This is a genomic window from Sphingobium sp. CR2-8, from assembly GCF_035818615.1.
GTDB lineage: Bacteria > Pseudomonadota > Alphaproteobacteria > Sphingomonadales > Sphingomonadaceae > Sphingobium.
Genome location: NZ_JAYKZY010000002.1, coordinates 215,277 through 241,721, shown reverse-complemented (window position 1 = coordinate 241,721; position 26,445 = coordinate 215,277). Strand labels below are relative to the sequence as shown.

General features: G+C 65.3%; 24 protein-coding genes, 1 tRNA gene and 2 pseudogenes. 19 read left to right on the top strand and 8 right to left on the bottom strand.

All coding sequences use genetic code 11. From position 1 onward, the window contains the following. Positions 1-155 precede the first annotated feature (155 nt). The 11 genes and pseudogenes from U5A82_RS05005 to U5A82_RS04955 all read left to right on the top strand — a co-directional run. A pseudogene (locus U5A82_RS05005) lies at positions 156-1,279 on the top strand (8-amino-7-oxononanoate synthase). Further along, positions 1,276-1,896, top strand: a complete 621-nt coding sequence (gene bioD, locus U5A82_RS05000; RefSeq protein ID WP_326289143.1) for a dethiobiotin synthase — start codon at positions 1,276-1,278, stop codon at positions 1,894-1,896. Before U5A82_RS05005 ends, bioD begins: the two are co-directional and overlap by 4 nt. Positions 1,897-2,019: 123 nt before the next feature. Continuing rightward, complete coding sequence (locus U5A82_RS04995) at positions 2,020-4,068, top strand: M13 family metallopeptidase (RefSeq protein WP_326289141.1); 2,049 nt, start codon at positions 2,020-2,022, stop codon at positions 4,066-4,068. Positions 4,069-4,292: 224 nt separating this feature from the next. Next, positions 4,293-4,727 carry a DUF4168 domain-containing protein gene (locus tag U5A82_RS04990; protein WP_326292850.1) on the top strand — a complete coding sequence of 145 codons (435 nt, stop codon included), beginning with the start codon at positions 4,293-4,295 and terminating at the stop codon, positions 4,725-4,727. 254 nt (positions 4,728-4,981) lie between these two features. Continuing rightward, positions 4,982-6,286: an adenosylmethionine--8-amino-7-oxononanoate transaminase gene (locus tag U5A82_RS04985; protein ID WP_326289140.1), complete on the top strand. Its 1,305-nt coding sequence runs from the start codon at positions 4,982-4,984 to the stop codon at positions 6,284-6,286. Positions 6,287-6,343: 57 nt separating this feature from the next. Further along, on the top strand, positions 6,344-6,562 hold the full coding sequence (gene infA, locus U5A82_RS04980) for a translation initiation factor IF-1 (protein ID WP_003049127.1): 219 nt from the start codon (positions 6,344-6,346) through the stop codon (positions 6,560-6,562). Positions 6,563-6,573: 11 nt separating this feature from the next. After that, complete coding sequence (locus U5A82_RS04975) at positions 6,574-7,146, top strand: Maf family protein (protein WP_326289138.1); 573 nt, start codon at positions 6,574-6,576, stop codon at positions 7,144-7,146. Positions 7,147-7,259: 113 nt separating this feature from the next. Next, on the top strand, positions 7,260-8,249 hold the full coding sequence (locus U5A82_RS04970; RefSeq protein WP_326289137.1) for a ribonuclease: 990 nt from the start codon (positions 7,260-7,262) through the stop codon (positions 8,247-8,249). Further along, positions 8,239-8,433: a DNA gyrase inhibitor YacG gene (locus tag U5A82_RS04965; protein ID WP_326289136.1), complete on the top strand. Its 195-nt coding sequence runs from the start codon at positions 8,239-8,241 to the stop codon at positions 8,431-8,433. Before U5A82_RS04970 ends, U5A82_RS04965 begins: the two co-directional genes overlap by 11 nt. Before the next feature lie 50 nt (positions 8,434-8,483). After that, positions 8,484-8,559: transfer RNA gene (locus tag U5A82_RS04960), tRNA-Phe, on the top strand. A gap of 163 nt (positions 8,560-8,722) precedes the next feature. Beyond that, positions 8,723-8,833: pseudogene (locus tag U5A82_RS04955) on the top strand (hypothetical protein); the annotation flags it as partial. A 157-nt stretch (positions 8,834-8,990) separates the two neighbouring features. On the opposite strand, the gene U5A82_RS04950 reads toward U5A82_RS04955, so the two are convergent. Further along, the gene (locus tag U5A82_RS04950; protein WP_326293016.1) at positions 8,991-9,122 is read right to left on the bottom strand and encodes a hypothetical protein; all 132 of its coding nucleotides are present in this window, start codon (positions 9,120-9,122) and stop codon (positions 8,991-8,993) included. Here U5A82_RS04950 and U5A82_RS04945 point away from each other — a divergent pair. Next, the gene (locus tag U5A82_RS04945; protein ID WP_326292849.1) at positions 9,063-9,608 is read left to right on the top strand and encodes a tyrosine-type recombinase/integrase; all 546 of its coding nucleotides are present in this window, start codon (positions 9,063-9,065) and stop codon (positions 9,606-9,608) included. The two genes, U5A82_RS04950 and U5A82_RS04945, sit on opposite strands and share 60 nt — an antisense overlap. A gap of 1,045 nt (positions 9,609-10,653) precedes the next feature. Beyond that, positions 10,654-10,911 (top strand): hypothetical protein, encoded by a 258-nt coding sequence (locus U5A82_RS04940; RefSeq protein ID WP_326289134.1) that lies wholly within the window; start codon positions 10,654-10,656, stop codon positions 10,909-10,911. On the opposite strand, the gene U5A82_RS04935 is transcribed toward U5A82_RS04940, so the two are convergent. The 3 genes from U5A82_RS04935 to U5A82_RS04925 form a co-directional block, all read right to left on the bottom strand. After that, the gene (locus tag U5A82_RS04935; protein ID WP_326292848.1) at positions 10,889-11,284 is read right to left on the bottom strand and encodes a polyketide cyclase; all 396 of its coding nucleotides are present in this window, start codon (positions 11,282-11,284) and stop codon (positions 10,889-10,891) included. The genes U5A82_RS04940 and U5A82_RS04935 overlap by 23 nt on opposite strands. 13 nt (positions 11,285-11,297) lie before the next feature. After that, a complete protein-coding gene (locus U5A82_RS04930) occupies positions 11,298-11,936 on the bottom strand; it encodes a glycosyltransferase (RefSeq protein ID WP_326289132.1) in 639 nt (212 codons plus the stop codon). A 260-nt stretch (positions 11,937-12,196) separates the two neighbouring features. After that, positions 12,197-13,729 (bottom strand): DUF389 domain-containing protein, encoded by a 1,533-nt coding sequence (locus U5A82_RS04925; RefSeq protein WP_326289131.1) that lies wholly within the window; start codon positions 13,727-13,729, stop codon positions 12,197-12,199. A 321-nt stretch (positions 13,730-14,050) separates the two neighbouring features. Between U5A82_RS04925 and nhaA the strand changes: the two genes are divergently transcribed. Continuing rightward, entirely contained in the window at positions 14,051-15,244 is a 1,194-nt protein-coding gene (nhaA, locus tag U5A82_RS04920) for a Na+/H+ antiporter NhaA (protein ID WP_326289129.1), read from the top strand. 56 nt (positions 15,245-15,300) lie between these two features. On the opposite strand, the gene U5A82_RS04915 is transcribed toward nhaA, so the two are convergent. Continuing rightward, complete coding sequence (locus U5A82_RS04915) at positions 15,301-15,498, bottom strand: glycosyltransferase (RefSeq protein ID WP_326292847.1); 198 nt, start codon at positions 15,496-15,498, stop codon at positions 15,301-15,303. On the opposite strand from U5A82_RS04915, the gene U5A82_RS04910 reads away from it, so the two are divergent. From U5A82_RS04910 to U5A82_RS04900, 3 genes are all read left to right on the top strand, one after another. Next, on the top strand, positions 15,472-15,864 hold the full coding sequence (locus tag U5A82_RS04910; RefSeq protein WP_326292846.1) for a cell wall hydrolase: 393 nt from the start codon (positions 15,472-15,474) through the stop codon (positions 15,862-15,864). The two genes, U5A82_RS04915 and U5A82_RS04910, sit on opposite strands and share 27 nt — an antisense overlap. Positions 15,865-15,933: 69 nt before the next feature. After that, the gene (locus tag U5A82_RS04905) at positions 15,934-16,365 is read left to right on the top strand and encodes a hypothetical protein (RefSeq protein ID WP_326289127.1); all 432 of its coding nucleotides are present in this window, start codon (positions 15,934-15,936) and stop codon (positions 16,363-16,365) included. Between the two features lie 54 nt (positions 16,366-16,419). Further along, a complete protein-coding gene (locus U5A82_RS04900; RefSeq protein WP_326289125.1) occupies positions 16,420-17,736 on the top strand; it encodes a methyltransferase family protein in 1,317 nt (438 codons plus the stop codon). A gap of 62 nt (positions 17,737-17,798) precedes the next feature. Here U5A82_RS04900 and U5A82_RS04895 read toward each other — a convergent pair whose 3' ends face one another. Both U5A82_RS04895 and U5A82_RS04890 read right to left on the bottom strand, forming a co-directional pair. Further along, positions 17,799-19,172: a glutamate--cysteine ligase gene (locus U5A82_RS04895; protein WP_326289123.1), complete on the bottom strand. Its 1,374-nt coding sequence runs from the start codon at positions 19,170-19,172 to the stop codon at positions 17,799-17,801. A 99-nt stretch (positions 19,173-19,271) separates the two neighbouring features. Next, positions 19,272-20,018 carry a 16S rRNA (uracil(1498)-N(3))-methyltransferase gene (locus U5A82_RS04890; protein ID WP_326289121.1) on the bottom strand — a complete coding sequence of 249 codons (747 nt, stop codon included), beginning with the start codon at positions 20,016-20,018 and terminating at the stop codon, positions 19,272-19,274. 94 nt (positions 20,019-20,112) lie between these two features. On the opposite strand from U5A82_RS04890, the gene ubiA reads away from it, so the two are divergent. Together ubiA and U5A82_RS04880 are read left to right on the top strand one after the other, a co-directional pair. Continuing rightward, positions 20,113-21,021: a 4-hydroxybenzoate octaprenyltransferase gene (gene ubiA / locus U5A82_RS04885; protein ID WP_326289120.1), complete on the top strand. Its 909-nt coding sequence runs from the start codon at positions 20,113-20,115 to the stop codon at positions 21,019-21,021. Further along, on the top strand, positions 21,018-22,472 hold the full coding sequence (locus tag U5A82_RS04880) for a phospholipase D-like domain-containing protein (RefSeq protein ID WP_442802154.1): 1,455 nt from the start codon (positions 21,018-21,020) through the stop codon (positions 22,470-22,472). The genes ubiA and U5A82_RS04880 overlap by 4 nt, the downstream gene beginning before the upstream one ends. Before the next feature lie 458 nt (positions 22,473-22,930). Here U5A82_RS04880 and smc read toward each other — a convergent pair whose 3' ends face one another. Further along, positions 22,931-26,374, bottom strand: coding sequence for a chromosome segregation protein SMC (smc, locus tag U5A82_RS04875; RefSeq protein WP_326289117.1), 3,444 nt, complete (start codon positions 26,372-26,374; stop codon positions 22,931-22,933). Positions 26,375-26,445: the final 71 nt, after the last annotated feature.

Genomic DNA, 26,445 nt, shown 5'->3' with positions numbered 1-26,445 from the left:
CGCGGCATGATCGGGATCGACGGAACATAGCCGCCTTCCAGGCACCGCGCGTAACCTTATGTCGGCAATAGGAACGAAAATGACAAATTATGCGGGAAATATGCGAAGTTAAGGCACCGCTTGCTGCGGCCTGCGGCGCGGCCTATAGGCGCGCCATGACTGCCGAACCCTTCGCCACGCAACTCGCCGCGCTGGAGTCGCGCGGGCGGTTGCGCCGCCTCATCACCCGCTCCGGGCGCGATTTCGCCTCCAACGACTATCTGGGCCTCGCCGGTGATCCGATCATCGCGCAGGCGGTGGCGGACGCGATCGGGCGCGGCGTGCCGGTCGGATCGGGGGGATCGCGCCTGCTGCGCGGCAATGCGCCCGAACATGAAGGGCTGGAGGCCAAAGCCGCCGATTTCTTTCGCACCCAGGCCGCTTTGTTCGTCGCCAACGGCTTCGTCGGCAATCTCGCGATCTTTGCCACCCTGCCCCAGCGCGGCGACCTGATCGTCGCGGATGAGCTGATCCACGCCAGCGTCCATGACGGCATCCGCATGAGCAAGGCGACCGCCGTCTTCGCGCGCCACAACGACGTGCAGAGCTTTGCCGACCTGATCGCCGCCTTCCGCGCCGGAGGGGGCAAGGGCCGCATCTGGATCGCGGTCGAGACGCTCTATTCGATGGACGGCGACATGGCCCCGCTGGCCGACATCGCCAGGCTGGCTGCCACCCACGGCGCGATGCTGCTGCTGGACGAGGCGCATGGCACCGGCGTGTTCGGGCCGGGCGGGCGTGGCCTGTCGGCGGGGCTGGACGGCCTGCACAATGTCATCACGCTGCACACCTGCGGCAAGGCGATGGGCGTGGAGGGGGCGTTGATCTGCGGTCCGCGCGTGCATATCGACTATCTGATCAACCGTGCCCGCGCCTTCATCTTTTCGACGGCCCCCTCCCCCTGATGGCGGTGGCGGCGTCGGCGGCGCTGGACCGGATCGAGGATGCGAGCGACCTGCGCGACCGGCTGAAGACCCTGCGGCAGGATGCGGCGGAGGCGATCTGCGCGCCGCTGGGCCTGCCGTCGCCGCGCAGCCAGATCGTGCCGGTGATCCTGGGCGAAGACGCGCGCACCATGGCGGTCGCCGCCGCGTTGCAGGCGGCCGGATTCGACGTGCGCGGCATCCGCCCGCCGACCGTGCCGGCGGGCACCAGCCGGTTGCGCATATCGCTGACGCTGAATGTCGGGCGCAACGACGTGGCCGCGCTGGGGCAGGTGCTGCGCAAGGCGATGGCATGACCGGCGGGGTGTTGGTCGTCACCGGCACCGATACCGGTATCGGCAAGACGGTGTTCGCCGCGGGCCTGGCCGGGGCGCTGGGCGCGCATTATTGGAAGCCGATCCAGGCCGGGGTCGATCCGGAAGGCGACAAGGAAACAGTCGCTGCGCTGTCCGGCCTGCCGCCCACGCAGATCCTGCCCGAGGCTTTTCGGCTGCTAACGCCCGCTTCCCCGCATCTGGCCGCGCGGATCGACGGGGTGTCGATCGACCTGGATCGGCTGGCCTTGCCCGATGTCGAAGGGCCGCTGGTGGTCGAAGGGGCGGGCGGCGTGCTGGTGCCGATATCGGAGACGCTGCTGATGGCGGATCTGTTCGCCCATTGGGGCCAGCCCGTGATCCTGTGCGCGCGCACCGGGCTGGGCACGATCAACCATAGCCTTCTGAGCATCGAGGCGCTGCGGTCGCGCGGCGTCTCCATTGTCGGCATCGCCTTCATTGGGGAGGCGCATGCGGAGAATGAACGGATCATCCCGCAACTGGCAGGGGTGCGCTCGCTGGGCCGCCTGCCGCATCTGGATCGGGTCGATCCGCCATCGCTGGCCGCGGCCTTCGCCGCCCACATCACACTTCCCTAATATTTCAATCGCCGACAATTTTCGACCAACGACATGGACAAGATTGTTGTACGCGCGTTCAAGCTCTCGTCACGCAGGGTGCGTTACCGCGCGCCCATCTGTCACGAGCAAGGGAATGCTTCGATGAAAACCCTCCTTCTGGGCGCAGCCGCCACGGCGCTGGCGCTGGCCGCCACGGTCGCCCACGCCGACCAATCCGCAACGCCGCCCGCCGCCAAGGCGGCCGACTCCGCCAAGCCAACCTATGGCAGCTACGGCTTCGACGCCGCCGGCATGGACACGTCAGTCAAGCCCGGCGACGATTTCTACGACTATGCCAATGGCACCTGGGCGAAGAACACGCCGATCCCGGCCGACAAGTCGAACTATGGCGCGTTCAACACGCTGGACGACCTGTCGCGCGAACGCACGCGCGGCATATTGGAAGCGGCGAAGGGCGACCCGAACAGCAAGATCGGTGTGGCCTATGCCAGCTATCTGGATGCCGCCGCTGTCGAGGCGAAGGGACTGACGCCGGTCAAGCCCTGGCTGGCCGAGATCAAGGGCGTGAAGGACAAGGCGGGCTATGCGCTGGTCGCGGCGAAGGCCGCGCGCGCGGGCGTCCCCGGCCCGTTCCGCTTCTATGTCGGGCAGGACGACAAAGACCCCGAAACCTATATCGTGTCGATGAGCCAGGGTGGCCTGGGCCTGCCCGACCGCGACTATTATCTGGATCAGGGCGAGAAGATGGCGGCGATCCGCACCGCCTATGTCGCGCATCTGGAAAAGATGCTGACGCTGGCCGGCGAGAGCGACGCCAAGGCGCGCGCCGCCGCGCTGATGGCGTTCGAGACGGAGATCGCCAAGGTCCATTGGACCCAGGTCGACAGCCGCGACGCCGACAAGACCTATAACAAGATGACGCTAGCCGAGCTGCAAAAGGCCGCGCCCGGATTCGACTTCGCCGCCTATTACAAGGCCAACGGCCTGAACCCCGCCAGCCTGCTGGTCGCGCAGCCCAGCGCCATCACCGGCGAAGCGGCGCTGATCGCGAAGACGCCGGTCGGCGTGCTGAAGGACGCGCTGCTGCTGCGCAGCCTGCACAGCTTTGCCGACAAGCTGCCCGACAGCGTGGCGAATGCCGACTTCGCCTTTTACGGCACCACCCTGTCGGGCACGCCCGAGCGGGAGGCGCGGTGGAAGCGGGGCGTCGATTTCCTGAAGGAATCGCTCGGCGAAGAAGTGGGCAAGGCCTATGTCGCGCAATATTTTCCGCCCGAAACCAAGGCGGCGATGGACGTGCTGGTCAAGAATGTGATCGCCGCCATGGGCCGCCGCATCGACGGCCTGCCGTGGATGAGCGACACGGCCAAGGCACGCGCGCACAAAAAGCTGGCCGCCTTCACCCCCAAGATCGGCTATCCCGACCGCTGGCGCGACTATGATGGCCTGACTATCAAGAGTGGCGACCTGTTCGGCAATGCTTTGCGCGCCAGCCAGTTCGATTTCGACTATAATATCGGCAAGCTGGGCAAGCCCATCTATCGCTGGGAATGGGGCATGACACCGATGGAGATCAACGCCTATGCCAATTTCGGCATGGTCGAGATCGTCTTCCCCGCCGCCATCCTGCAACCGCCCTTCTTCGATCCCCAGGCGGACCCGGCCGTCAATTATGGCGGCATCGGCGCGGTGATCGGCCATGAACTGAGCCATCATTTCGACGATCAGGGCGCGAAATATGACGAGACGGGCAAGCTCAACCAGTGGTGGACCGATCAGGACGTCGCCAATTTCAAGGCGCTGACGGGCAAGCTGGGCGCACAATATGACGCCTACGAACCCTTCCCCGGCGCGCATGTGAAGGGCGCCTTCACCATGGGTGAGAATATCGGCGATCTGGGCGGCCTGGCGGTTGCGCTCGACGCCTATCATGCCTCGCTGGGTGGCAAGCCTGCCCCCGTGATCGACGGCATGACGGGCGACCAGCGCTTCTTCCTGGGCTGGGCGCAGGTTTGGCGGCGCAATTATCGCGAGGCCAATCTGCGCCAGCGGCTGGTCACCGATCCGCATGCGCCGTCGCAATATCGCACCGACATCGTGCGCAATTTCGACGCCTGGTATGACGCGTTCAAGCCTGCGCCGGGCGGCAAAATCTATCTGGCGCCCAAGGATCGCGTGAAAATCTGGTAAGCCACTGCGGTCGGCCCGGGCACGTTTACGAGTCCGGGCCGATCGGTAGTTCCGCACTTGCGAAGGCAGCTGCGATCAATCGCGCCCCTCACGCGATGAGCCGTTTTTCTGAGTCCTGTTATCTTTCGAATCGCACGATTCGCCGTTCAGCACTTTCCTGCCCGGAACGCTTTCAACAGCTTGGTCGTCTGTTTATGAGCTTATCGACAAAGAGGAGAAAAATGTTGACGGGTTTCAACACCACAGCCTTTCTGAAGGCAGGCATCGCATCGGTCGCTTTGTTCGCGGCCTATCCCGCTCTTGCACAGGCGCAGGCCGCACCGGCCGCACCTGCGCCGGTCCCCGCCGCCCCGGCACCGGGCGCCAGCAATTTCAGCGACAGCGACATCAAGCAGTTCGCCGCTGCCGCGGTCGAAGTGACCAAGATCCAGTCGGACAGCTCCATCGCTGAGGCGGAAAAGCAGCCCAAGATGCTGGCCGCGCTCCAGGCGTCGGGCATGCCGCCTGAAAAGTTCAACCAGATCGGCCAGGCCGCGGCCGCTGATCCCGCGCTGCAACAGCGTATCCAGGCCGCCGCGCCGCCAGCCCCGGCCGCAGCAGCCCCGGCCTCGCCTGCTGCGCCAGCCGATCCGGCCCAGCCCAGCCAGCCGCCGCAGTAAGACGGCATATCGCCTAACCATGATGGGCCGGTCGGTGACCGGCCCATTGTCGTTTAGGTACTATTCGATCGCGTAATACCAGAATGCGATGATGCTGACCCAATAAGGCAGTTCCCCGGCGAAGGCCGGGGTCGAGTGCTGAGCGCGGGACTGGGCCCCGGCCTACGCCGGGGAACAACTGGCTATAGGTTCCTATCAATGCAACTTGGTATAAGCCCATAGCGTTCGCCCCCAAGCTGCCTTAAGGCCCGGCCATGACCTCTCCTGTCTGGCATCCCTTCACCCAGCATGGCCTGAATGAGCCGATCCCCCATGTGAAGCGCGCGGAAGGGGCGTTGCTGCATCTGGCCGATGGCAGCACGCTAATCGACGCCATTTCCAGTTGGTGGGTGACGACGCACGGGCACTGCCATCCCCGCATCGTGGCCGCTATCGCCGCGCAGGCCGGGCAGTTGGACCAGCTGATTTTCGCGGGCTACACCCATGATCCCGCCGAGCAAGTCGCGCGCGGCCTGATCGACCTCGCACCCCGTGCGGAGGGACAGCCCGAGCTGGCGCATGTCTTCTATTCCGACAGCGGATCGACCGCAGTCGAGGTCGCGTTGAAAATGGCGCTGGGCTATTGGCATAATCTGGCGCTGGATGGGCTGGCGCCTGAAGAATCGAGACGGTCGCGCAGCCGCATCCTGGTCCTGGAACATAGCTATCATGGCGATACGATCGGCACGATGTCGGTCGGCGAACGCGGCGTCTATAACGCCGCCTGGTCGCCTTTGCTGTTCGACGTGGGCACCATCCCCTTCCCTGCGCCGGGTCATGAGCAGGCCTGTCTCGATGCGCTGAACGTCGCCTGCGCGCAAAAGCCCGCCGCCTTCATCGTCGAGCCGTTGATATTGGGCGCGGGCGGCATGCTGCTCTATCCCCCCTCTGTCCTGCGCGCCATGGCGGCGATATGTCGCAGCCACAGCGTCCTGTTCATCGCGGACGAGGTGATGACCGGATGGGGCCGCACCGGCACCCTTTTCGCGTGCGAACAGGCGGGCGTCGTGCCGGACATCATGGCGGTGGCGAAGGGCATTACCGGCGGCACCATGCCGCTGGCCGCGACACTGGCCACCGCCCCGATATTCGACGCGCATCGTTCGACCGACCGTGCCCGGCTATTCTATCATTCGTCCAGCTACACCGCCAACCCGATCGCCTGCGCCGCCGCGGCCGCCAACCTCGCCATCTGGCGCGAGGAGGATGTGCTGGGGCGGATCGCTTCTCTGTCCCATGGCATCGCCGTGCGACTCGAGGCGCTGGCGCGCCACCGCGCCTTCGCCAATCCACGTCAGATCGGCGCGATCGCGGCGATCGACCTGATCGCACCCGATGCGGGTTATCTGTCCGACCTTGCTCCGCGCCTGCGCGCCTTCTTCCTGGAACGCGGCCTCTTGCTAAGGCCGCTGGGCAACACCATCTACCTGATGCCGCCCTATTGCCTTGACGCAGATCAACTCGATCGGCTGTTTGCGGCGCTCGCCGAAGCGGGCGATTTTTTCGGTGTGCAACCCTGACTTTCATTTTCCGCTGATTGGCGCTATGGCGGCGCGATTTTGCGAATTCGGGATAATATGGCTAAAGAAGAACTGCTTGAAATGCGCGGACAGGTTGTGGAGCTCCTCCCCAACGCCATGTTCCGTGTCCGGCTTGAAAATGATCATGAAATTCTCGGCCACACCGCCGGCAAGATGCGCAAGAATCGCATCCGCGTGCTGGTGGGCGACGAAGTGCTTGTCGAGCTGACCCCTTACGACCTGACCAAGGGTCGGATCACGTACCGCTTCAAATAAGCCGCTCTGTGATGCGGCTTATTCTTGCTTCGGCTTCACCCAGGCGGCTCGACCTTCTGGGACAGATTGGCGTCGTCCCCGACGCCGTGGACCCCGCCGACATCGACGAAACGCCCCGCAAGGCCGAACTGCCCGCCGTCTATGCCGCGCGGGTGGCCGCTGACAAGGGCGCGATCGTGGCGGCGCGCCATCCCGGCGCGCTGGTCCTGTCGGGCGATACGGTGGTGGCCGTCGGCCGCCGCATCCTGCCCAAGGCGGAGAGCGAGGCGGAGGCGCGCGCCTGCCTGGCACTGCTGTCGGGCCGTCGGCATCGCGTATCGAGCGCCATCACGCTGATCGATGGCGAAGGCCGCGCGCGGCATCGCCTGTCCGACAATATCGTCATCTTCAAACGGCTGGAGCAGGCCGAGATCGACGCCTATATCGCGAGCGAAGAATGGCGCGGCAAGGCAGGCGGCTATGCCATACAGGGCCGCGCGGCCGGCCTCATCCGCACCATCCAGGGCAGCCACAGCGCGATCATGGGCCTGCCGCTTTACGAAACCCGCACGCTGCTCAAGGCAGCGGGCTATCCGCTAGAGTGATTTCAAGTGAAACGGCACGTTTCACGGCTCGGAAATCACGGAAGACAAATGCCCCTATGTGTCCGATAGGATTGCATCGGGATTGACCAGACAACGAACAACTAGGAACGCACATGGCCGAATGGCTCTATGAAGAAGGCATTGGCGAGGCGCGCGCCGCGTTGATCGAGAAGGGCAAGCTGGTCGAGGCCCTGATCGAGCGCGAGGGCGACGCCGTCCGTCCGGGCGCTGTGGCGCAGGGCAGATTGGTCGCCACCCTCATTCCCAAGAAGCGCGGCATCGTGCGCCTGATTTCGGGCGAGGAAGTGCTGCTGGAGCCGATCCCGCCCCGCCTGGCCGAAGGGGCCAATGTGCTGGTCGAAATCGTCCGCGAGGCGATCGGTGAGGAAGGCCGCCCCAAGCGCGCCAAGGGCCGCATGCCCCAGCCCGGCGCGAAGCCTCATGCCGGTCCCAGCCTGTTGCAGCGCATCCGCGCCACCGGCACCCCCGTCGTCCCCTGCCCGGCGCATGAGGAAGACCGGCTGGAGGCGCATGGCTGGAGCGAATTGATGGAGGAGGCGATCAGTGGCGAGGTCGGCACCGAAGCCGCCGCCCTTCGCCTGTACCTGACACCCGCCATGCTGCTGATCGACATCGACGGATCGCTGCCGCCTGCGCAGCTGGGACCGAAGGGCGCGAAGCTCGCGGCGCAGACGGTCCGCCGCATGGGGTTGAGCGGATCGATCGGCATCGACCTGCCGACGATGAACAACAAGGACGAGCGGATCATCGCCGCCGCGCAGATCGACAAATATCTGCCGCTGCCGTTCGAACGCACGGCCGTCAACGGCTTCGGCTTCCTCCAGATCATCCGCCGTCGGGAGCGCGCCAACCTGATGGAGCTGTTGCGCGAAGACGCGGTGCTGACTGCCGCGCTGGCGCTATTGCGCCGGGCCGAACGCCATGGGCAGGGCGGCGCGGCGACCGTCACCGCCACCCCCGCGATCATCGACCTGTTGCACAAGCGGCAGGACTGGATCGAGCTGCTGGCCAAGCGCCGCGGCGGCGCCGTTACGCTGAAGGCAGATCCTGCGTTGGCGCTGGCGGGTGGCCATGTCGCCTAAACCGGCGCCCTGCCCCGTCTGCCGCCAACCCGCCCAGCCCGCGACGAAGCCCTTTTGCAGCGCCGCCTGCCGCGATCGCGACCTGCTGCAATGGCTGGGTGAAGGCTATCGCGTGCCCGGCCAAGCCGCTGAAGAAGCCGCGAAAAAAAACGGCAATTATGGGCTGGACAGCGAACCGGATTGACGCTTATAGGCACGCCTCCATCCGGCAGGGCGTCCTTGCCGAAGACCCGTGCCCGGGTAGCTCAGTTGGTAGAGCATGCGATTGAAAATCGCAGTGTCGGCGGTTCGAATCCGTCCCCGGGCACCATTTCCCTTGTTTTCCATGTCCATAGCCGTCCGAAATCGACGGTATATTTTGGACGGTTTGCGGTATCTCGTTCGCCGCTGTCCGGGCGCGTGCCTTGCCACCCGGATGCGCAAACGGTATTTTTCTTGGCATTGAAACCGGGGAAACACTGCCATGCTTACAGATGCCCATCCGCAAAGTCGGGCTCCGCGGGAAGCCTTTCAAGGTCGGTGGCATGCACGGGCTCTATCTGCTCGTGAATCCGAACGGCGCCCGCTACTGGCGCTGGAATTTCTCCCATCGCGGCAAGCGGCAGACTCTGTCGCTCGGCGTTTATCCTGAAGTCTCGCTCAATCGGGATCAAGACTCGCAACCTGCGCCTGACCGCCATTCGAGCCTTCTTCCGCTTCGTCGCGTTCGAGGAGCGAGCCCTTGCCGGGCAGATCCAACGCTTACTCGCGATCCTTGGCTAGCTTCACGACAAACGCGAGGTGCATTTCCTGACCCGCGGCGAGATCGACGCGATCCTCGCAGCATCCGACCGGAGCACTTGGATCGGCCGGCGTGACCACATGCTGCTGCATCTTGCCGCTCAGACCGGCCTGCGGTTGTCCGAGATCGTCCAGCTTGAGCGCGACGCCGTCGTTCTGGGAACCGGCGCGCACGGCAAGGGTCGCAAGGAACGCCGCACTCCGCTTACCAGACAGACGTGCCGTGAGCTTCAAGTCTGGCTTAAAGAGGCAGGGCAGCGCGGTTCGACGATGTTGTTCCCCAACATACATGGCGGCCATCTAAGCCCTGACGCTGTGCAGCGTCTGTTGGCACGCCATGCTGAGACCGCGAAGCCTCGATACGCCTCGCTGGGCCGCAAGCGGGTCACCCCTCACGTCCTGCGACATAGCGCGGCGATGGAACTGCTCCAGGCTGGCGTGGATATCTCCGTTATCGCGCTCTGGCTTGGACATGAGTCCATCAAGACCACCCAGGTCTACCTGCACGCACACCTCGCATTGAAGGAGGCGGCGCTAGCCAAGGTCAAGCCGTTCAAAGGGCAGAAGGGACGAAGCTAGAAGCCGGAGGATCGGCTGCTCGCCTTCCTCGATGCACTGTAGCTTGGCGCGAGGACTCGCCTCTGCTAACATCTTGAGGCGCTGTGCAAAGGGCAGCGCCGGGACTGGTAATCCCGCCTGTGAAGCAACTCGGATACTTCGGTTTCCGGGGTGCCGTCGCGTATGTCCAGACCTCCGGGTTAAAGGCGGCGGCGCATGTCACAGGCATGTTACCAGCTCCGGCGGCTCCCGCGCCTAGCGTGCGGGAGTTCGGGACTGCTCCGCATCCGTCTCGTCCTTTCCGCGTGACCGCCCCAATGCGGACCGGAGATGACAATGGACCATTTTGTTCCTGTTCGATCACAGTGCGCGTTGAGTTTCGCGCCCCCAACAGCGTTGATCTCATCAACAAACGATAATTCCGCTCTCTCAGCCCTATGGAAGATCTACAGCGCCGAACCGGTTAAGCTCCGACGCACACAGCAGGGGCGCGAGCTAAGCCGCGTACGCTACCGCCGAGCCGAAGAATTCATGACTTCCCTAGCGCCCGAAGCGCCCGGTGACTGGCCCGATTTCCTCTACTCTGCCGGCGTCGTCATGCAACTCGCGTTTTCGTCCCATCTGCTGGACGTGGGTTTCCCCGATGCCTGGTGCGCTCGGCATGTTGGCCTTCACGTTGATAGGTCCTTGGCCTACGCCAACGTCACCGGGTTCGGTTGCGAATGCGCTAAGACGACCCGATTAACGCAGATTCTCGCGCCTTATTGGAAGTGGAACCGACGCCATTTGACCAACGGTGTCCACCCGGATGACGGCGGCTTCACAGCCGATCAAGTTCGTGAGCTGGCATGTGCACTGCTGCATCATGTGTCCCGAGTCACAGGCCATCGCCGTCGCCCCGCAATGAGGTCGTGACATCATCCCTTTGGCGCCGCGTGCCTGTGGAGGGGCGTATAACTATGCCGAGCCGATCACCGGAGTAGCATTGGGAAACCGAGTCATTCCGTGGCGGCGCGGCATAGTAAGCTGCTCGGCATAATCCCCCAAGACCCATAATCTGAACCGATTGCGGGCGCTCACCGAACAGATAGAGCCCCGGCTCCGGACGGTCTGGCCGACCGACAGCAAGTTCGAGAAGCGCGCCTATAATCTGTTGCGCGAGGCCTATATCAAGGCGCGCTATTCCCGCGAATATGTCATCGGCGCGGACGAACTGAGCTGGCTCGCCGAACGGGTCGCGATGTTGCAAACACTGGTCCGCGAGCTTTGCACCGCCCGGATTGCGGAACTGGAATCGTCCCTCAGCCCATCACATAGGTCTTGAGCGCTCGCAGATCGCGGGTGATCCATTTGGCGTCGCGCGCGAAATCCTCGTCGGTCATGCGGGGCTGACGAAACAGCGTCAACATGACCTCCGCGCCCTCGCCATTGGCGATCACACGCAGCGGAATATGGACCTCCTGTCCGTCCCCCGTCCCGACAAAATGGTCCATCACCCCATAGTCGTTGTGGGGCGTGAAGCGGATCGTGATCGGTCCGTCGGGACCATCGGCAAGCCATCCGGTCCCGCCCCGACGAAGATCGGATTCAATGAGGCCCGACGCCCATTTGGGGAATATCTCCGGTTGCCAGATCGTCTCATAAAGCTGCTGCCAGTTGCGATCGATCGATATACTGTAGGTGCGCGCGGGAAGAATGATGCCATCTCCTCTATGGGACGGGCGTTTTAGCGCCTGGGGCAACCTCTGTCATCCGCGGCAGGCTGACCCCGCGCGGTAGGTTCCGACCGATTCGCCGGGTGAGGCCGCCCGACACTCGATCTTTGGAAAGGGCCGCCCTCTGGTCGATTTTTGCGGGCGCATTCGCAAAGCTCATGCGAAGCAGCGACGCACGCTCATTCGAACCCCGGGCTTCCTGCACCAATCCGCGCTGGCGGAAGGCGGCGGTGATCTCCGACTGGTGATCGTCATAATGTTTGGAAAGCTCGAACTGTCTGGGCACGACGATGACGCAGCAACCGTGCTGCAAAGCGGTAATCAGCGAGCCGGTGCCGCCATGGCAGACCACGATGTTCGCCCGCTCCAGCATCGCATGCATCTCGTCGAACGACAGGGTTTCCACAACCTCCTCCAACCCTTCCGGCCGTACCCCGCCTTTACCGACCTGCGCCAACACCCGTTCGGGGATCAATCCGTCGCGCTTGGCCTGCGCGACCATGTTGATCATCCAGTCGAACGGCAGGGTCGCCCCCACCGTGACGAACATCAAAGGCTCCTTCACCTTTCGGGGTTTGTCGATGATCTCGAGCGGATCGAACACCTTGGTCTTGCGAAACGCCTGAGCGAGCATCGGCGATTAGGCAATGCGGCAATGGACGATCGGCGCGACGATGCGCGCAAAGGCGAAAGGGCGGTCAAATCGGGCGAAGGAATCGATCATCACGATCCGCGCGCCGGTCAGACAGCCTTGTCCAGCGATCAGACGATCGCTCGGGACAACGCTATCATACGGTCGACAATCGTCTGACCCGCGCGACGGTCGTCGGTCTCATCGACCATGCCGATGTCGAACCGGCATTTGGCGATCAATAATGTTAGCGGGATGTCGCATCAGGGACGCGGCCCATCGGGGCTGGGCTGCCCATCCTGCCGTTTGTACTGCGGTGATGCTTCTGCCGCCATCCAGCCCAGCCGGATCATACCCCCTGCCGTTCCCGCCGCCGCCCGTCCACCGCGCGAAACGATGCCATCCGCTATGGCGCGACGCTGCGCGGCCGTTCCCCCATTTATCGCCATCGCGCGTGATCGCCGGGCCGATGCCCAGGCGGCAAGATCCAGCAGCTTTCCATCGACCACGCCCTGATCGATTCGCACGTCGGGCAGTTCGGCCTGTTCGGGCGGCGCCAGCATCACCGACCACCCCGGCAGGGCGCGGCGCGCGCGTGCCTCCAGCGCCTGATATCCGGCCAGGCCCAACCCGGGCAGATTGGCGGCCGTCGCCGTCAGGTTTCGCTGCCCCGGTTCCACTTGAATTGCGGACGGCTCGATCCCCGCGACAAGCCCCAGGGTGGCGGTAGCCTGATCGCGGCTACCGCCCAGATCCTGTCGTCCCGCATCGCTCGCGCGGGCAATCTGGGCGGCCTCGGTCGCACCGGCGTCCAGCGAGGTGCGGAGTTGATCGACATGGATATCGATCGGACGGCCCAGCCGCGTTTGAAGGTCGGCCGCGATCAGCGCATCCGCCCGTGGCACGATGCCCGGTGTCAGCATGACGGCGCGCACCCGGATCGGCGTGCGTCCATGGTCGATCTCGACCTGGCTGAGCCGCGCGTTCGCCGGGAAGCGCGAACGCACCGTGTCGCGCACCTGACGCTGCGCCACCGCTTCGAAGGCGATTTGCCTAAGTGCGGCGCTCAGCGGCACGGACAGAAGACCCAGCGCCGCGAAGAACAATATGAGCTGCCACCCGGTATGATGGGGTGAAAGATGACTGCCAAATCCATAGACCCGCGCGACCAGCGCCGCCGTCAGCGAAATGGTAACGGCATTGGTGATGAACAGCAGCAGCGCGCCGGAAAAGATGGTCCAGTTCCAGGTGGCGAGGCCGAACCCGACCACGACCAGCGGCGGCATCAGGGCAATGGCGATGGCCACGCCGACCACCGTGCCGCCCCGCCCGCGGATGAGGGCATAGGCCCCGGCCAGAGCCGACAGCAAAGCGACAAGCAAATCGAACAAGGTGGGCTGGGTGCGCCCGGCAATCTCGCTGGTGATCGTCTGGACGGGCGAGAGGGATATGAGGAGGACCGACAGCAGGACCGCGACCGCCGATCCCAACCCCAGTGCGGTGGCGGCCCGGCGTATTTCGCGGAAATCGAGCGTCGCTATGCCAAAGCCCAGGCCGATGATCGGCATCATCAGCGGCGACAGCAGCATCGCGCCGGTCAGCACCGCGACCGACGGCATCAAAAGGCCAAGCAGGGACAGCGACGCGGAAATCAGGATGAGGAAAAGATAGCGTCCCGACCAGCCGGAATCCTCGCTGATCTGGTTGAGCACTGCCGCATGATCCACACCGCCGACGACCCAAATGTTCCACCAGCGGTGCAGTTTGCCCCTGCTATCGTGGTTCGCGACGTTCACACCATATCCCATTCTTCCTTCTGTTCCGTGCCTGCTAGGCCGACCGTGAACCGGTCGCAACCCGGATCGCCATCAGCGCCTTGCCAGGGCAGTCGGTTCCGGTGCCGTTGCGGCACGGGCAGCTCCCTGACCCAGCAATGCGACGAGGACGTGACGATCGAATATCCTTGCCTTCGCCTATATCGCGGGGACGACGCCGGTTGCGCGGACGCGTTGTGCTTGACATATCATGGCGTGGGTGTTCGCCATGATATGCGCGGGCAGGTTTTCGTCGTGGGTCGGGCCGCCAGCGACATATGGCCCTTGCCCGGAGTATGCCCGATGGCCTTATCACGTGCCAAACCGCTCAGCGCCTTGCGCCAATTTCTGGAAGGACAGGCGTCGGCAGGTCTGGTGCTGATGGGCGCCGCGGCCCTGGCGATGATCGTCGCCAATTCGCCTGCCGCGACACATTACGAACATATGCTGCACGGCATGGTCGGGCCGCTGTCGCTTCACCATTGGGTGAATGACGGCCTGATGGCCATCTTCTTTCTGCTCGTCGGATTGGAGATCAAGCGCGAAGTGCTGGACGGCCAGCTCTCCTCCTGGCCCCGCCGAATATTGCCCGGAATCGCAGCGGCGGGCGGCATGGCCGTGCCCGCCCTCGTCTACCTCGCCTTCAACAGCAGCGCGACGACGCGCGGCTGGGCGATCCCTGCGGCGACCGATATCGCCTTCGCATTGGGCGTCATCGCGTTGCTGGGCAACCATGTCCCTATATCCCTGCGCGTGTTCCTGACGGCGCTTGCGATCATCGACGATCTGGGCGCGGTCGTGATCATTGCCTTCTTCTATACGGCGCAGATATCCCTGCCCGACCTGGGCGGCGCCGCTGTCGTGACATTGCTGCTGGTCGCGCTCAATCGGCTGGGCGTCCGTCGCCTTACCCCCTATCTGCTGATAGGGTCGATATTGTGGGTTTTCGTCCTGCGATCAGGCGTTCATGCGACGCTGGCCGGCGTGATCCTGGCCTTGGCCATTCCACTTAGAGGGACACCGGGCAAGCCGGATGCCAACGAGCATAGCCCGTTGCATCGCCTAGAACATGCGCTGCACCTGCCGGTCGGCTTCCTGATCCTCCCCATCTTCGGCCTTGCCAACGCCGGTGTCCGCGTCATCGGCCTGCAACCCGATGCCTTTACCGCGCCCGTCACGATCGGCGTGGGTCTGGGGCTGCTGGCCGGGAAAGTCGTCGGCGTATTCGGCACATCGATGCTCGCGATCCGACTGGGGATCGCAGATATGCCCGCGCATGCCAGCCGGATGCAGATGGCCGGAACCGCCCTTCTATGCGGCATCGGTTTTACGATGAGCCTGTTCATCACGCTGCTCGCTTTCGCAGGCGACCCGACCCTCCAGGCGGAGGCCAAGATCGGCATCGTCGCCGGATCGCTGCTGTCGGGCGTGTTGGGATATGCGGTCCTGCGTCTAGCGAAAGGCGAAACAGCGAGGACGGCTGGCGGCAACGGCTGATGCCCGTGAAATCCCACCGCCGCCCGAATCTATGCTGCTTCGGCGATACGGGTACGTTAGATGGCGCTGAGCTGCGGCAGGATGACCGTATCGCTATAGCCCTGGGCGATGCAATCGCGACCCGCTTCGCCGATCCGGCGGCGCAGTTCGAGGTCGTCGAGGAGCCGCACCAGCGCCGTTGCCAGCGCCTCCCGGTCGCCAGCCTCGACCAGCAAGCCGTCGCGCCCATCCGCGATCAATTCGGGCAGGCCCAAGACCTCGCCCCCGCCGTCTATTATGAAGCGGTCAACGACCCTGTCGGGCAGTCAGCCGTGGCGCAGGTGATCATCAACCGCATGCGCCATCCGGCCTTCCCCAAGACGCTGTGCGGTGTGGTCCTGCAAGGCTGGGAACGATCGACCGGTTGCCAGTTCACCTTCACACGTGACGGGGCAATGAACCGAAAGCCACCGCTCGCCGCCTGGCTGAACGCGAAGGCAGTGGCGAATGCGGCGATGGCAAGCGCGGTTTTCGGGGGCGTGGGGCTTGCCACCCATTACCACACGGACTGGGTGGTCCCCTATTGGAGTTCATCGCTCGAAAAAATCGCGCAAGTGGGAACGCATCTCTTTTTCCGCTGACCTGGCGTCTTTGGCCGCCCGCCTGCGTTTCGCGGTCGATATCTGGGCGGCGAGATCTTCAACGGCGCGATGCAGGCGCTGAACGAAGCGGACCAGTTGGTCGCCGCGACCGAGGCGACCGGCGGCAGCGACGACATCATCCAGCGCACGGCACAGGTGGAATTGCCGGGCATCACGTCGGTGGATCTGCAGGGCAGCGCCGTTCGCCGGGCCGACCCGGCATCGGGGCAGTTCATCCTGCGGCTGGAACCTGGCGCATTCCTGGGCAGCTACGCCGTACTGGCCTACAAGATGTGCGAGGGGAAAGCCGCCTGCGACGTGTGGGGATGGACGAACGCGATGGCCCTGCCCCAATCGCTGACCCTGTCCCCGGCGGATCGGCGAACGGCATCCTTCCATTTTGAAAAGAGCGCGCAGTCGCCCACCGGTCTGGCGCAATGGAACTGCGCCGAATTCAAGCGACCACTCGCCAGCCAATGCCTGCCGAGCACGTCCCCTTGATGCGACGTGGCACGGTTCACCGCTTGCTTACCATTATCCGCTAGGGCTTCGGGCATGAGCCAAGCAGACCCTCCCCCGACATCCTCCTGCCCTCCATCGGCCGTCAGCCATGGTGTCGGCATCGCCGGGCTGGTCGGCCTTGGCCTCTGGACGCTGGTCGCGCGCCATTATGGCATGAATGGTCCCAATGCGGGGCTGGCCGCCGTGGTCGCCTGCGGTCTGCCGATGGTGCTATGGTCGCTGATCGTGGACAAGGTCCACCGCAACCCGTCGACCGGCATCGACTGGCGCGGGCCTGCACGGACCGTGCGGGACGTGCTGGACATCAGCATCGTGAAAATCGCCGGGCTGTGGGCGACCTGGCTCGCCATCGCCATCTTCTATTGCATCGCCCGCTGGTACTGGACAGGCAATTATCGCTTTTCCATGGACCTGTTCATGGCCGCCGCGCCCTGGCTGCTGGCCCTGTCCATTCCCTATGTGATCTGGATCGACCGGCGACTGGTGGAGCCGAAGGACGCGTCCTACAGTTTCGGCCAATGGGTGATCGGCGGCGTGGCCGGGCAGGCGGACATGGCCCAGGTCGCGCATCATGCCCGCGCCTGGGCGGTGAAGGGTTTCTTCCTCGCCTTCATGGTGTCGATCGTGCCGGGCAATTTCGCCAGCGTGGTCGAATGGCGGATCGAGGATGCGTTGGACAATCCGGTGGCGCTGGCCGGATTCCTGATCGCGGTCATGTTCATGATCGACGTCTGTCTGGCGACGGTCGGCTATATGCTGACCTTCAAGCCGCTCGATTCGCATATCAGGACCGCCAACCCCTACTTAAGCGGCTGGCTGGCGGCGCTGATCTGCTATCCCCCCTTCGTGCTGATGGGGGGCGGCGGCCCGCTCGATTATCATGCGGGCGGCGCGGAATGGGATTACTGGACCCAGGGGCAGCCCGTGCTGCAATGGCTGCTGGGCGGGTGGCTCGTGCTGCTGACGGGCCTTTACGCCTGGGCGACGGTGGTGTTCGGCCTGCGCTTTTCCAATCTCACCCATCGCGGCATATTGACCCATGGTCCCTATCGCTGGACGCGTCACCCGGCCTATCTGGCGAAGAATCTCTTCTGGTGGTTTTCAGCGCTGCCTTTCCTCGCCGTCAGTGGATCGCTGACCGACATGGTGCGCAACTGCGCCATGCTGGCCCTGACCAACGCCGTCTATTACTGGCGCGCGAAGACGGAGGAAAAGCATCTGTCCGCCGACCCGGGCTATCGCGCCTATAGCGACTGGATGGAGCGTAACGCGCCAGTGCCGCGCTTCTTCGCCTGGGTGACGGGCAAGACGCGCGAAACGACGGTCGTCACGACGCTCCCGGCGGAATAGCATAACGTGCTTCGGCGAAGGCCGGAGTCCAGTTCCGCCGTAACGCCGGAAAACCGCGTCGCTTAAAAACTCTCTTCCCCGTAAACCCGGCTGAGGTCGCCCTGCCATTCCCCATGATAGCGTTCGAGCAGTCGCTCGGCGTTGGTCTTGCCGGATGCGACGACATCGTCGAGGAACGACAGATAGCCGGTTTCATTGTCGCCCGCGCCGTTGAGCCGGGCGCGCGCGGCCAACCCGGACCGCGCGATATCGACCACCTGCCCCGCAATGTCGCGCAATGTGCGCCCACCGCCGATCGGCGCGTCGAGGCCCAGCTTCGGCACGCTATCGCGCAGGATCTGCCGTTCCTCCATGGTCCAGTCCTTGACCACATCCCACGCCGCGTCGAGCGCACCTTGGTCGTACAGCAAACCGACCCACAGCGCCGGCAGCGCGCAGATCCGGTTCCACGGCCCGCCATCGGCGCCGCGCATTTCCAGGAAGCTCTTCATTCGCACTTCGGGAAAGGCGGTGGACAGATGATCCTCCCAATCCTTCTCGGTCGGCTTTTCGCCCGGCAGGACGGCCAGCCTGCCATCCAGGAAATCGCGGAAACTATGGCCCGCCGCGTCGATATATTTGCCGTCGCGATAGACGAAATACATCGGCACATCGAGCGCATAGTCGGCATAGCGCTCATAGCCGAACCCATCCTCGAACACGAAGGGCAGCATGCCCGTACGCCCGGGATCGGTGTCCGACCAGATATGGCTGCGATAGGACAGGAAGCCGTTGGGCTTCCCTTCGGTAAAGGGCGAATTGGCGAACAGCGCGGTCGCCAGCGGTTGCAGCGCCAGGCTCACGCGGAACTTCTGCGCCATGTCCGCCTCGCTGCCATAGTCGAGGTTCGTCTGGATGGTGCAGGTGCGCAGCATCATGTCCAGCCCCATGGACCCCACGCGCGGCATGTGCCGCAGCATGATCTCATAGCGGCCCTTGGGCATGATCGGCAATTCGGCGCGCGTCTTGTCCGGCCACATGCCAAGGCCCAGGAAGCCCAGGCCCAGCATGTCGCCGACATATTTCACCTGTTCCAGATGGCGGCCGGTCTCGGCGCAGGTCTGGTGCAGATTTTCCAGCGGCGCACCCGACAGTTCCAGCTGCCCCGCCGGTTCCAGGCTGATCGTGCCGTCGACGCCGGACAGGGCGATGATATTCTCACCCTCGAACACCGGGTTCCAGCCATAACGGGTGAGGCCGATCAGCAGCGTGTGGATGCCGCCCTTTTCCTCATAGGACGGGGCGTGATGATCGCGGCGATTATAGACGAATTTCTCATGCTCGGTGCCGATCCGCCAACGATCCTTGGGCTTTTCGCCCTTGGCAAAGGCCGCGATCAGCTGGTCGCGGTTTTCGATGACGGGATCATGATCCCCGGAGTCGGTTCTAGTGCTCATACCCCGCCCTTACTGCTTCCCCTTCGCCCGTCAAACAAAGTCGGGCGATCGCCACATAGGGCTTGGCCTTAAGCGCTTCAATCCAATAGCGGAATGAAACTATTTCCAGTCGCCATTGATCGTCATCCAGGCAGACGTCGCCGCGATCGCAGCGGTCTCCGCGCGCAGGATGCGCGGACCCAGCGACACCGGTACGGCGCCGGGCGTGGCGCGGATCGCGTCGCGCTCGGCGGGATCGAATCCGCCTTCAGGTCCGACCAGAAATGCGGCAGGCCCCCTATGGGCGCGCAGGCTTTGTTCCAGCGACGCGCCGCCAGTTTCGTCCGCGAAGAACAGATGCCGATCGGTCGGCCACCCTTTCAACAAGGCGTCGAGCTTCACCATGTCGGCGAGTTCGGGCAGCGCGGTGCGCCCGCATTGCTCCGCCGCTTCGACCAGATGGCTGTGCAGCCGGTCGAGGTTCAGCTTGTCCACCACTGCGCGGCGGGTGAGCACCGGCTGGAGCCGCGCTACGCCCAGTTCGCACGCCTTCTCCGCGATCAGGTCGATCCGCCCCTTTTTGATCGGCGCGCAGCACAGCCAGAAATCGGGCACATGTTCTGGCGGTTTGGTCTGGCTGATACAGTCCAGCACCAGGTCGCGCTTGCGGATGTCGCGCGCGCGCGCCGCCCATTCGCCCGATCGGCCGTCGAACAGCAGGACGATGTCGTCGGGCTTCACCCGCATGACGCTGATCAGATAATGGGCCGGATTGCCGTCGATCGGCACCACGACCCCCTCCCCCAACTGGGTTTCGACATGGAGTCGCGGCGCGCTTTGCGGCGGCCAGGCGGGTGTTGCGGTCATTTTGTCTCTTCCGGTTCGGCCGCGCTTGTGGTCGGCCCGTTCTTCCCTAAAGAGAAGATACGGGCTTCCACAAGCTCATGCGAATGGAGTCACGGTGAATCAGACGATCGTCCCCGACAGCGAAGCGCGCGGTCTGCTGGCGCGGTTGCCGGACACACCGCGCACCTTGGCGCAACTGGCCCGGTTCGATCGGCCGATCGGCTGGTGGCTGCTCTTCTGGCCCGGCGCTTGGGGCGTGGCGCTGGCTGGCGGCGGTTTCGCGCGCTGGCCGCTGATCGCCTGGCTGCTGCTGGGCAGCATCGCGATGCGCGGCGCGGGCTGCGTATTCAACGATATCGTCGATCGCGACCTGGACCGGAAGGTCGCCCGCACCGCGACCCGGCCGCTGGCAAGCGGGGCGATGTCGGTCAAGGCCGCATGGATCTGGCTGCTGGCGCTCTGCCTCATCGGCCTGATCGTGCTGCTGCAACTCAGCCTCTATGCGCAGGTCGTGGCGCTGGGCAGCCTGGCGCTGGTCGCCGCCTATCCCTTCATGAAACGGATCACCGGATGGCCGCAGATCTGGCTCGGCCTCGTCTTTTCCTGGGCCGCGCTGGTGGGGTGGAGCGAAGTCGCAGGCGCGCTCACCCTGCCCGGCCTGCTGCTTTACGCAGGCACGATCTTCTGGGTCGTGGGCTATGACACCATCTATGCGCTGCAGGACCGGGAGGATGACGCGCTGATCGGCATTGGGTCCAGCGCGCTGTCGATGGGGCGGCATGTTCGGGGCGGCGTGACGCTCTGTTATATGCTGGCGCTGGCGCTCTGGGCCTGCGCGATCTGGCAAGTCCGTCCCCAGATGCTGGCGCTGGCCGCGCTGGTGCCCATGACGGCGCATCTGCTGTGGCAGGTGGCGACGCTCAAGGAAGACGGCGTCGACCCGCTCGTCAAATTTCGTTCCAACCGCTTTTCGGGATTGCTGATGTTTCTAGGATGCCTCGTCGTCGGGAGCGCTGCGCTTTGACACCGCAACCGGGCGAAGATTGCTGGCGCATCGCCCGCGCCGACCGGGCCAGCGTCATCATCGACGCCGATGCCTATTTCCGTCAGGCCCGCGCCGCGATGATGAAGGCCAGGCGCCGCATCATGCTGATCGGCTGGGATTTCGATCCGGCGATCAGCCTGATCCGTGAGGATGAGGCGAAGGACGGTGCCCCAGCGGTGATCGGCGACTTCATCACCTGGCTGGTCGAACGGACGCCCGAACTGGAGATTTTCCTGCTGCGCTGGGACGTCGGCGCGATCAAGGCGATGGCGCGCCCGTCGCACCTCGTCACCACCCTGCGCTGGATGGCGCATCCGCGCATCACGGTGAAGCTGGACGGCCATCATCCGCCCGCCGCGTCGCACCACCAGAAGATCGTGGTGATCGACGATTGCTTCGCCTTCTGCGGCGGCATCGACATGACTGGGGACCGGTGGGACACGCGTCATCATCGCGACGAAGAACCGGGCCGACTTCACCCCGATGGATCGCCCTATGGCCCTTGGCACGACGCGACGACGGCGCTCGCCGGGCCGGTCGCGGCGGCGCTGGGCGAACATGCGCGCAACCGCTGGGTCGGCGCGGGCGGCGATCCGCTCGAACCGGTCGAGGGTGTCGCCGATTGCTGGCCCGACAAGTTGCCGGTGCAGTTCGAAGGGGTCGATGTCGCCATCGCCCGCTCCGCGCCCAAGATGGACGATCAGGAGGGCTTCACGGAAATCGAGCAGCTCTATCTGCGCCAGATCGCCGCAGCCAAGCGGCACATCTATGCCGAAAGCCAATATTTCGCATCGCGCCGGATCGCCGAAGCGATCGCCAAACGGCTGGACGAAGCCGATGGCCCCGACATCGTCATCGTCAATCCCGAACAGGCCGATGGCTGGCTGGAACAGCAGGCGATGGATACGGCCCGCGCCCGGCTGTACGAAGCGCTCAAGGCGCGCGACACCCATGGCCGCTTCCGCATCTATCACCCCTTCACCCAGCGCGGCGCGCCGATCTACGTTCATGCCAAGATATTGATCGTGGACGACCGGCTGATCCGGGTCGGGTCGTCCAACATGAACAACCGCTCGATGCGGCTGGACACCGAATGCGACATCTGTATCGACACGACGCTGCCCGGCAATGACGGGTGGCAGGACACGATCGTGAAGATACGCCACGACCTGATCGCCGAGCATCTCGACCTGCCGGCCGAGCGGGTGGCGACGGTCATCGCCGAACGCGGGCTGGTCGCCGCGATCGAGGAATTGCGACAGAAGCCGGGGCGGACCTTGCGTCCCTATGTGACGCCCAACCTGAACGACGTGCAGCTATGGCTGGCCGACAATGAAGTGCTCGACCCCGAAGGCCCCGAAGAGATGTTCGAACCGGTCAGCGAACGCGGCCTGTTCCGCCGGATGAAGGGCTGGTTCGGGCGCGGCTGACGCCCTGTCCTATCGGCAGCGAGGGACTTATAATCACAGGCCCAGCCTTTCCGATAGGATCAGCCACACGCAATTTTATGTCAAAACAAGCGGGAAATGTGCGAAGTTAAGGGTGCAACTGTCTCTTTAGCCCCGTCCGGCAGACCTGCTATACCAATTTGCATTGATAAGGGACCTATAGCCAGTTGTTCCCCGGCGAAGGCCGGGGCCCAGTCCCGCGCTCAGAGCTGGACCCCGGCCTTCGCCGGGGAGCTGCCTTATGGGTCAGCATCATCGCATTCTGGTATGAATAGCGTGATGCCAGGATGCTGACTCATGATCGCGGTTCCCCGGCGCAGGCCGGGTCCAGTCCCACACGCGCAAACGACCCTTGGATGACCGTACCGCACTACCCTTCGACTATGCGATCAGACGCATTCTTCCCGTCAGCCTGCGTCACGCCATGACGGCAAGGCTGGCTACTCGGCCGCCAGCAACGCCTCGGCGCTTTGCAGATTGACCGACACGAGCCGACTGACGCCCTGCTCCACCATGGTCACGCCGAACAGCCGATGCATCCGCGCCATGCTGACGGCATTATGGGTGACGATCAGATAGCGCGTGTTCGTCTGCGCCACCATCGCGTCGAGCAGGTCGCAGAAGCGCTCGACATTGGCGTCGTCCAGCGGCGCGTCGACCTCGTCCAGCACGCAGATCGGCGCGGGATTGGTCAGGAACAGGCCAAAGATCAGCGCCACGGCCGTCAAGGCCTGCTCGCCGCCTGACAGGAGTGTGAGCGCGGCCAGCTTCTTGCCCGGCGGCTGGGCCATGATCTCCAGCCCGGCCTCCAGCGGATCGTCGCTGTCGATCAGTTCCAGATGCGCCTGCCCGCCATTGAACAAGGTCGTGAAGAGACGCCGGAAATGGCCGTCCACCGCTTCGAACGCGGCGAGCAGGCGCTGGCGGCCCTCCCGGTTCAGGCTGCCGATCGAACCGCGCAGCCGGTGGATCGCCTGGGTCAGCTCCTGGCTTTCCGCGCGGCTGGTCGCCTGTATGGCTTCCAGTTCCGCGAGCTCCTGCGCGGCGACCAGATTGACCGGACCGATCCGTTCGCGTTCGGCGTGGAACCGGTCATGCTCGGCCTGCTCGGTCTGCGCGATGCGCATGTCGGCGCTGGAAAAACCCAGCTTTTCGGGCAGCACCGGCGGCGGGCATTCGAACCGCTCGCCCGACAGCCGGTTCGTCTCGATCCGCCGTTCGTCGGCCGCCTCGACCCGGGCAAGGGCAGTGGCGCGCGCCTCGCGGGCGGAGGCCAGCGCTTCACCCGCCTGGGCAGCGCGCGCTTCGGCCGCGCGCAGCGCGACGTCGGCCTCCTGCTCGTCGCGACGCGCCTGTTCGGCGGCCGCAGCCAGGGTCGCACCCTGATCGCCCAGATCGGCAATGGCTTGTGCCAGCGCCTCGGGCTGCGTTTCGATCAGCGCGCGTTCGTCGGCGATCTCTCCGGCGCGCGCGACCATGGCGGCGATCCGCTTCGCCGCCTCGCCAGCGCGCGCGCGCCAGCCCTTGCTTTCCGCATCGGCCGCCGCCTGCCGCTCGCGATCGGTCGAGAGGATGCGGTCGGCCAGCGCCTGATCGGCCTGCAACTGGCCGACGGCGCTGCGGGCCTGCTCGCTCGCCTGCGACAGCGCGGCGACCTGCGCCCGCGTATCGGCCCCGTCGGGGACGGCCGTCCGCGCGGATTGCGCCTTGTGATGTTCGGCCTGCGCGCCATCCTGGTCGCGCCGCGCTTCGGCGAGCCGCTCTTCGATCGCCTCGCGCCGACCGGCCAGCCGTTCGAGCGCGGTCGTCGCCTCGTCGGCGGCACGCAGCGCAGCGCGCAGGCGCTGGTCGGCCTGGGACAGGGCGGTGCGGCCATGGCTGAGTGCCTGAGCGGCGGCCTGTTCGCGGGCCTTGGCCTGTTCCTGCGCGGCGGCGGCCTGTTCGACCTCTGCTAGCGCCGCAGGGCGAGCCGTCACGATCGCGTCCAGCCGGTTGCGGCGGATCAGCCGCTCGGCCGCCGCCGCGCCGCCCTCCGTCGCGACATAACCGTCCCAGCGGCGCAACTGGCCGTCCAGCGTGACGAGGCGCTGCCCGACCGCAAGCGCCTGACCCTCGTCCTTTTCCGCCACCGCGATTTGCGCCAGCCGACGCGCCAGCTCCAGCGGCGCGACGACATGAGCGGCCAAGGGCGTCGCACCCGCAGGCAAGGCCGGGTCGTCGGCCAGCGGATCGGCCCCCGTCCAGCGCCGCTTGCCATCCTGCCCGACCGCCGCCTCCAGATCGTCACCCAGCGCCGCGGCCAGCGCGCGCTCATAGCCCGGCACGGCCTTGAGCTGATCGAGCATGCGGGTCCGGTTGCCCGCCCCCATGTCCACCGCGCGTCGGAGCGCCGCCGCCTCGCTATCGAGTGCGGCGAGCGCGGCGCGAGCGGCGGCCAGCGCGGCTTCGGCGGTGGCGCGCGCCTCTGCGGCGGCCTGCCGATCCGTGTCGGCAGATTGGATCATGGTTTCGGCGGCGTCCCGGTCCGCCTTGGCCTGCGCCTGGTCGGCAAGGGCCGCGTCACGCTGCGCCTCCACTGGCCTGGCATCCGGAAGGCTGGCGGCCTCCGCGGCGAGACGCGTCACATCCCGCTCCGCCCGGTCGAGCCTATTGCGGGCAGCGGCCAGCGCGGCCTCCGCCACGCGCAGTTCGGCCTGCTCGGCCGCCTGTTTGGCCATCGCGCGCGCCAGGTCCAGTTCGGCGTCGCGCGCGGCATCCTCGGCCGCGGCAATGCGCGTGGCAAAAGCGGGACGCAGCTTTTCCGTGTCGGCGATGCGCGCCTTGAGCGTCGCAATCTCCCCCGTCAGCCGGGCGATGGCGTCGGCCGCGTCATTGGCCAGCGTGCCTTCGCGCGCGCGATCTTCCTCCAGCCGGGCCGCCTGCTGCGCGATGTCGGCCAGGCGGCGGACGACCGATTCCCGCTCGGTGCGCAGGGCGGCAAGGCGGTGGCCCGCTTCATTGGCCTCGTCCCGCGCCGCCTGCGCGACGGCGCGCCGCTCGGCCAGCAGAGCGACCGCCGCCTGGGCATGGGCGGCGGCGGCCAATTGCCCTTCCTGCGCATGCGATACGGCTGTGTCCGCTTGTTTGGCCTCGGCCCGCGCTGCCTCGGCGCTGGCACTCAGTTCACGCCAGCGGGCGAAGAGCGCGCGCCCTTCCGCAACCCGGATCTGGTCGGACAGGCGGATATAGCGTTCGGCCGCCTTCGCCTGCCGCCGCAGGGCGTTGGCGCGCGCGTCCATGTCGAGCAATATCTCGTCCAGCCGCGCCAGATTGCCTTCGGCCGCGCGCAATTTCTGTTCGGCGTCCTTGCGCCGGACATGAAGCCCCGCAATGCCCGCCGCTTCCTCCAGCATGGCGCGCCGTTCCTGCGGGCGCGCGGCGATGACGGCGGCGATGCGGCCCTGGCTGACCAGCGCGGGACTGTGCGGCCCGGTGGCGGCGTCGGCGAAGACCAGCGCGACGTCCTTCGCCCGCACATCCTTGCCATTGGCCCGATAGGCGCTGCCCGCGCCACGCTCGATCCGGCGGGTGACTTCCAGTTCGCCGTCCGCGCCGACATCGACGGCGTTGAATAATTCGCCCTGTTCCTGGATGGTCAGCAGCGAGACTTCGGCAAAATCGCGCTGCGGCCGGGTGGCGGTGCCGGCAAAGATCACATCCTCCATGCCGCCGCCGCGCATGGATCTGGCACTGGATTCGCCCATGACCCAGCGGATCGCTTCGAGCAGGTTGGACTTGCCGCACCCGTTGGGACCGACGATGCCGGTCAGGCCCGGCTCGATCCGCAATTCCGTCGGGTCGACGAAGCTCTTGAAGCCGGAAAGTTTGAGCCGCTTTATCTGCATGATATGATGCCGGGACGATATGCCGTCCCGGCCTGTCTATGCCTGCGCGCCTGTCCGCCCCGAGTCTGTCC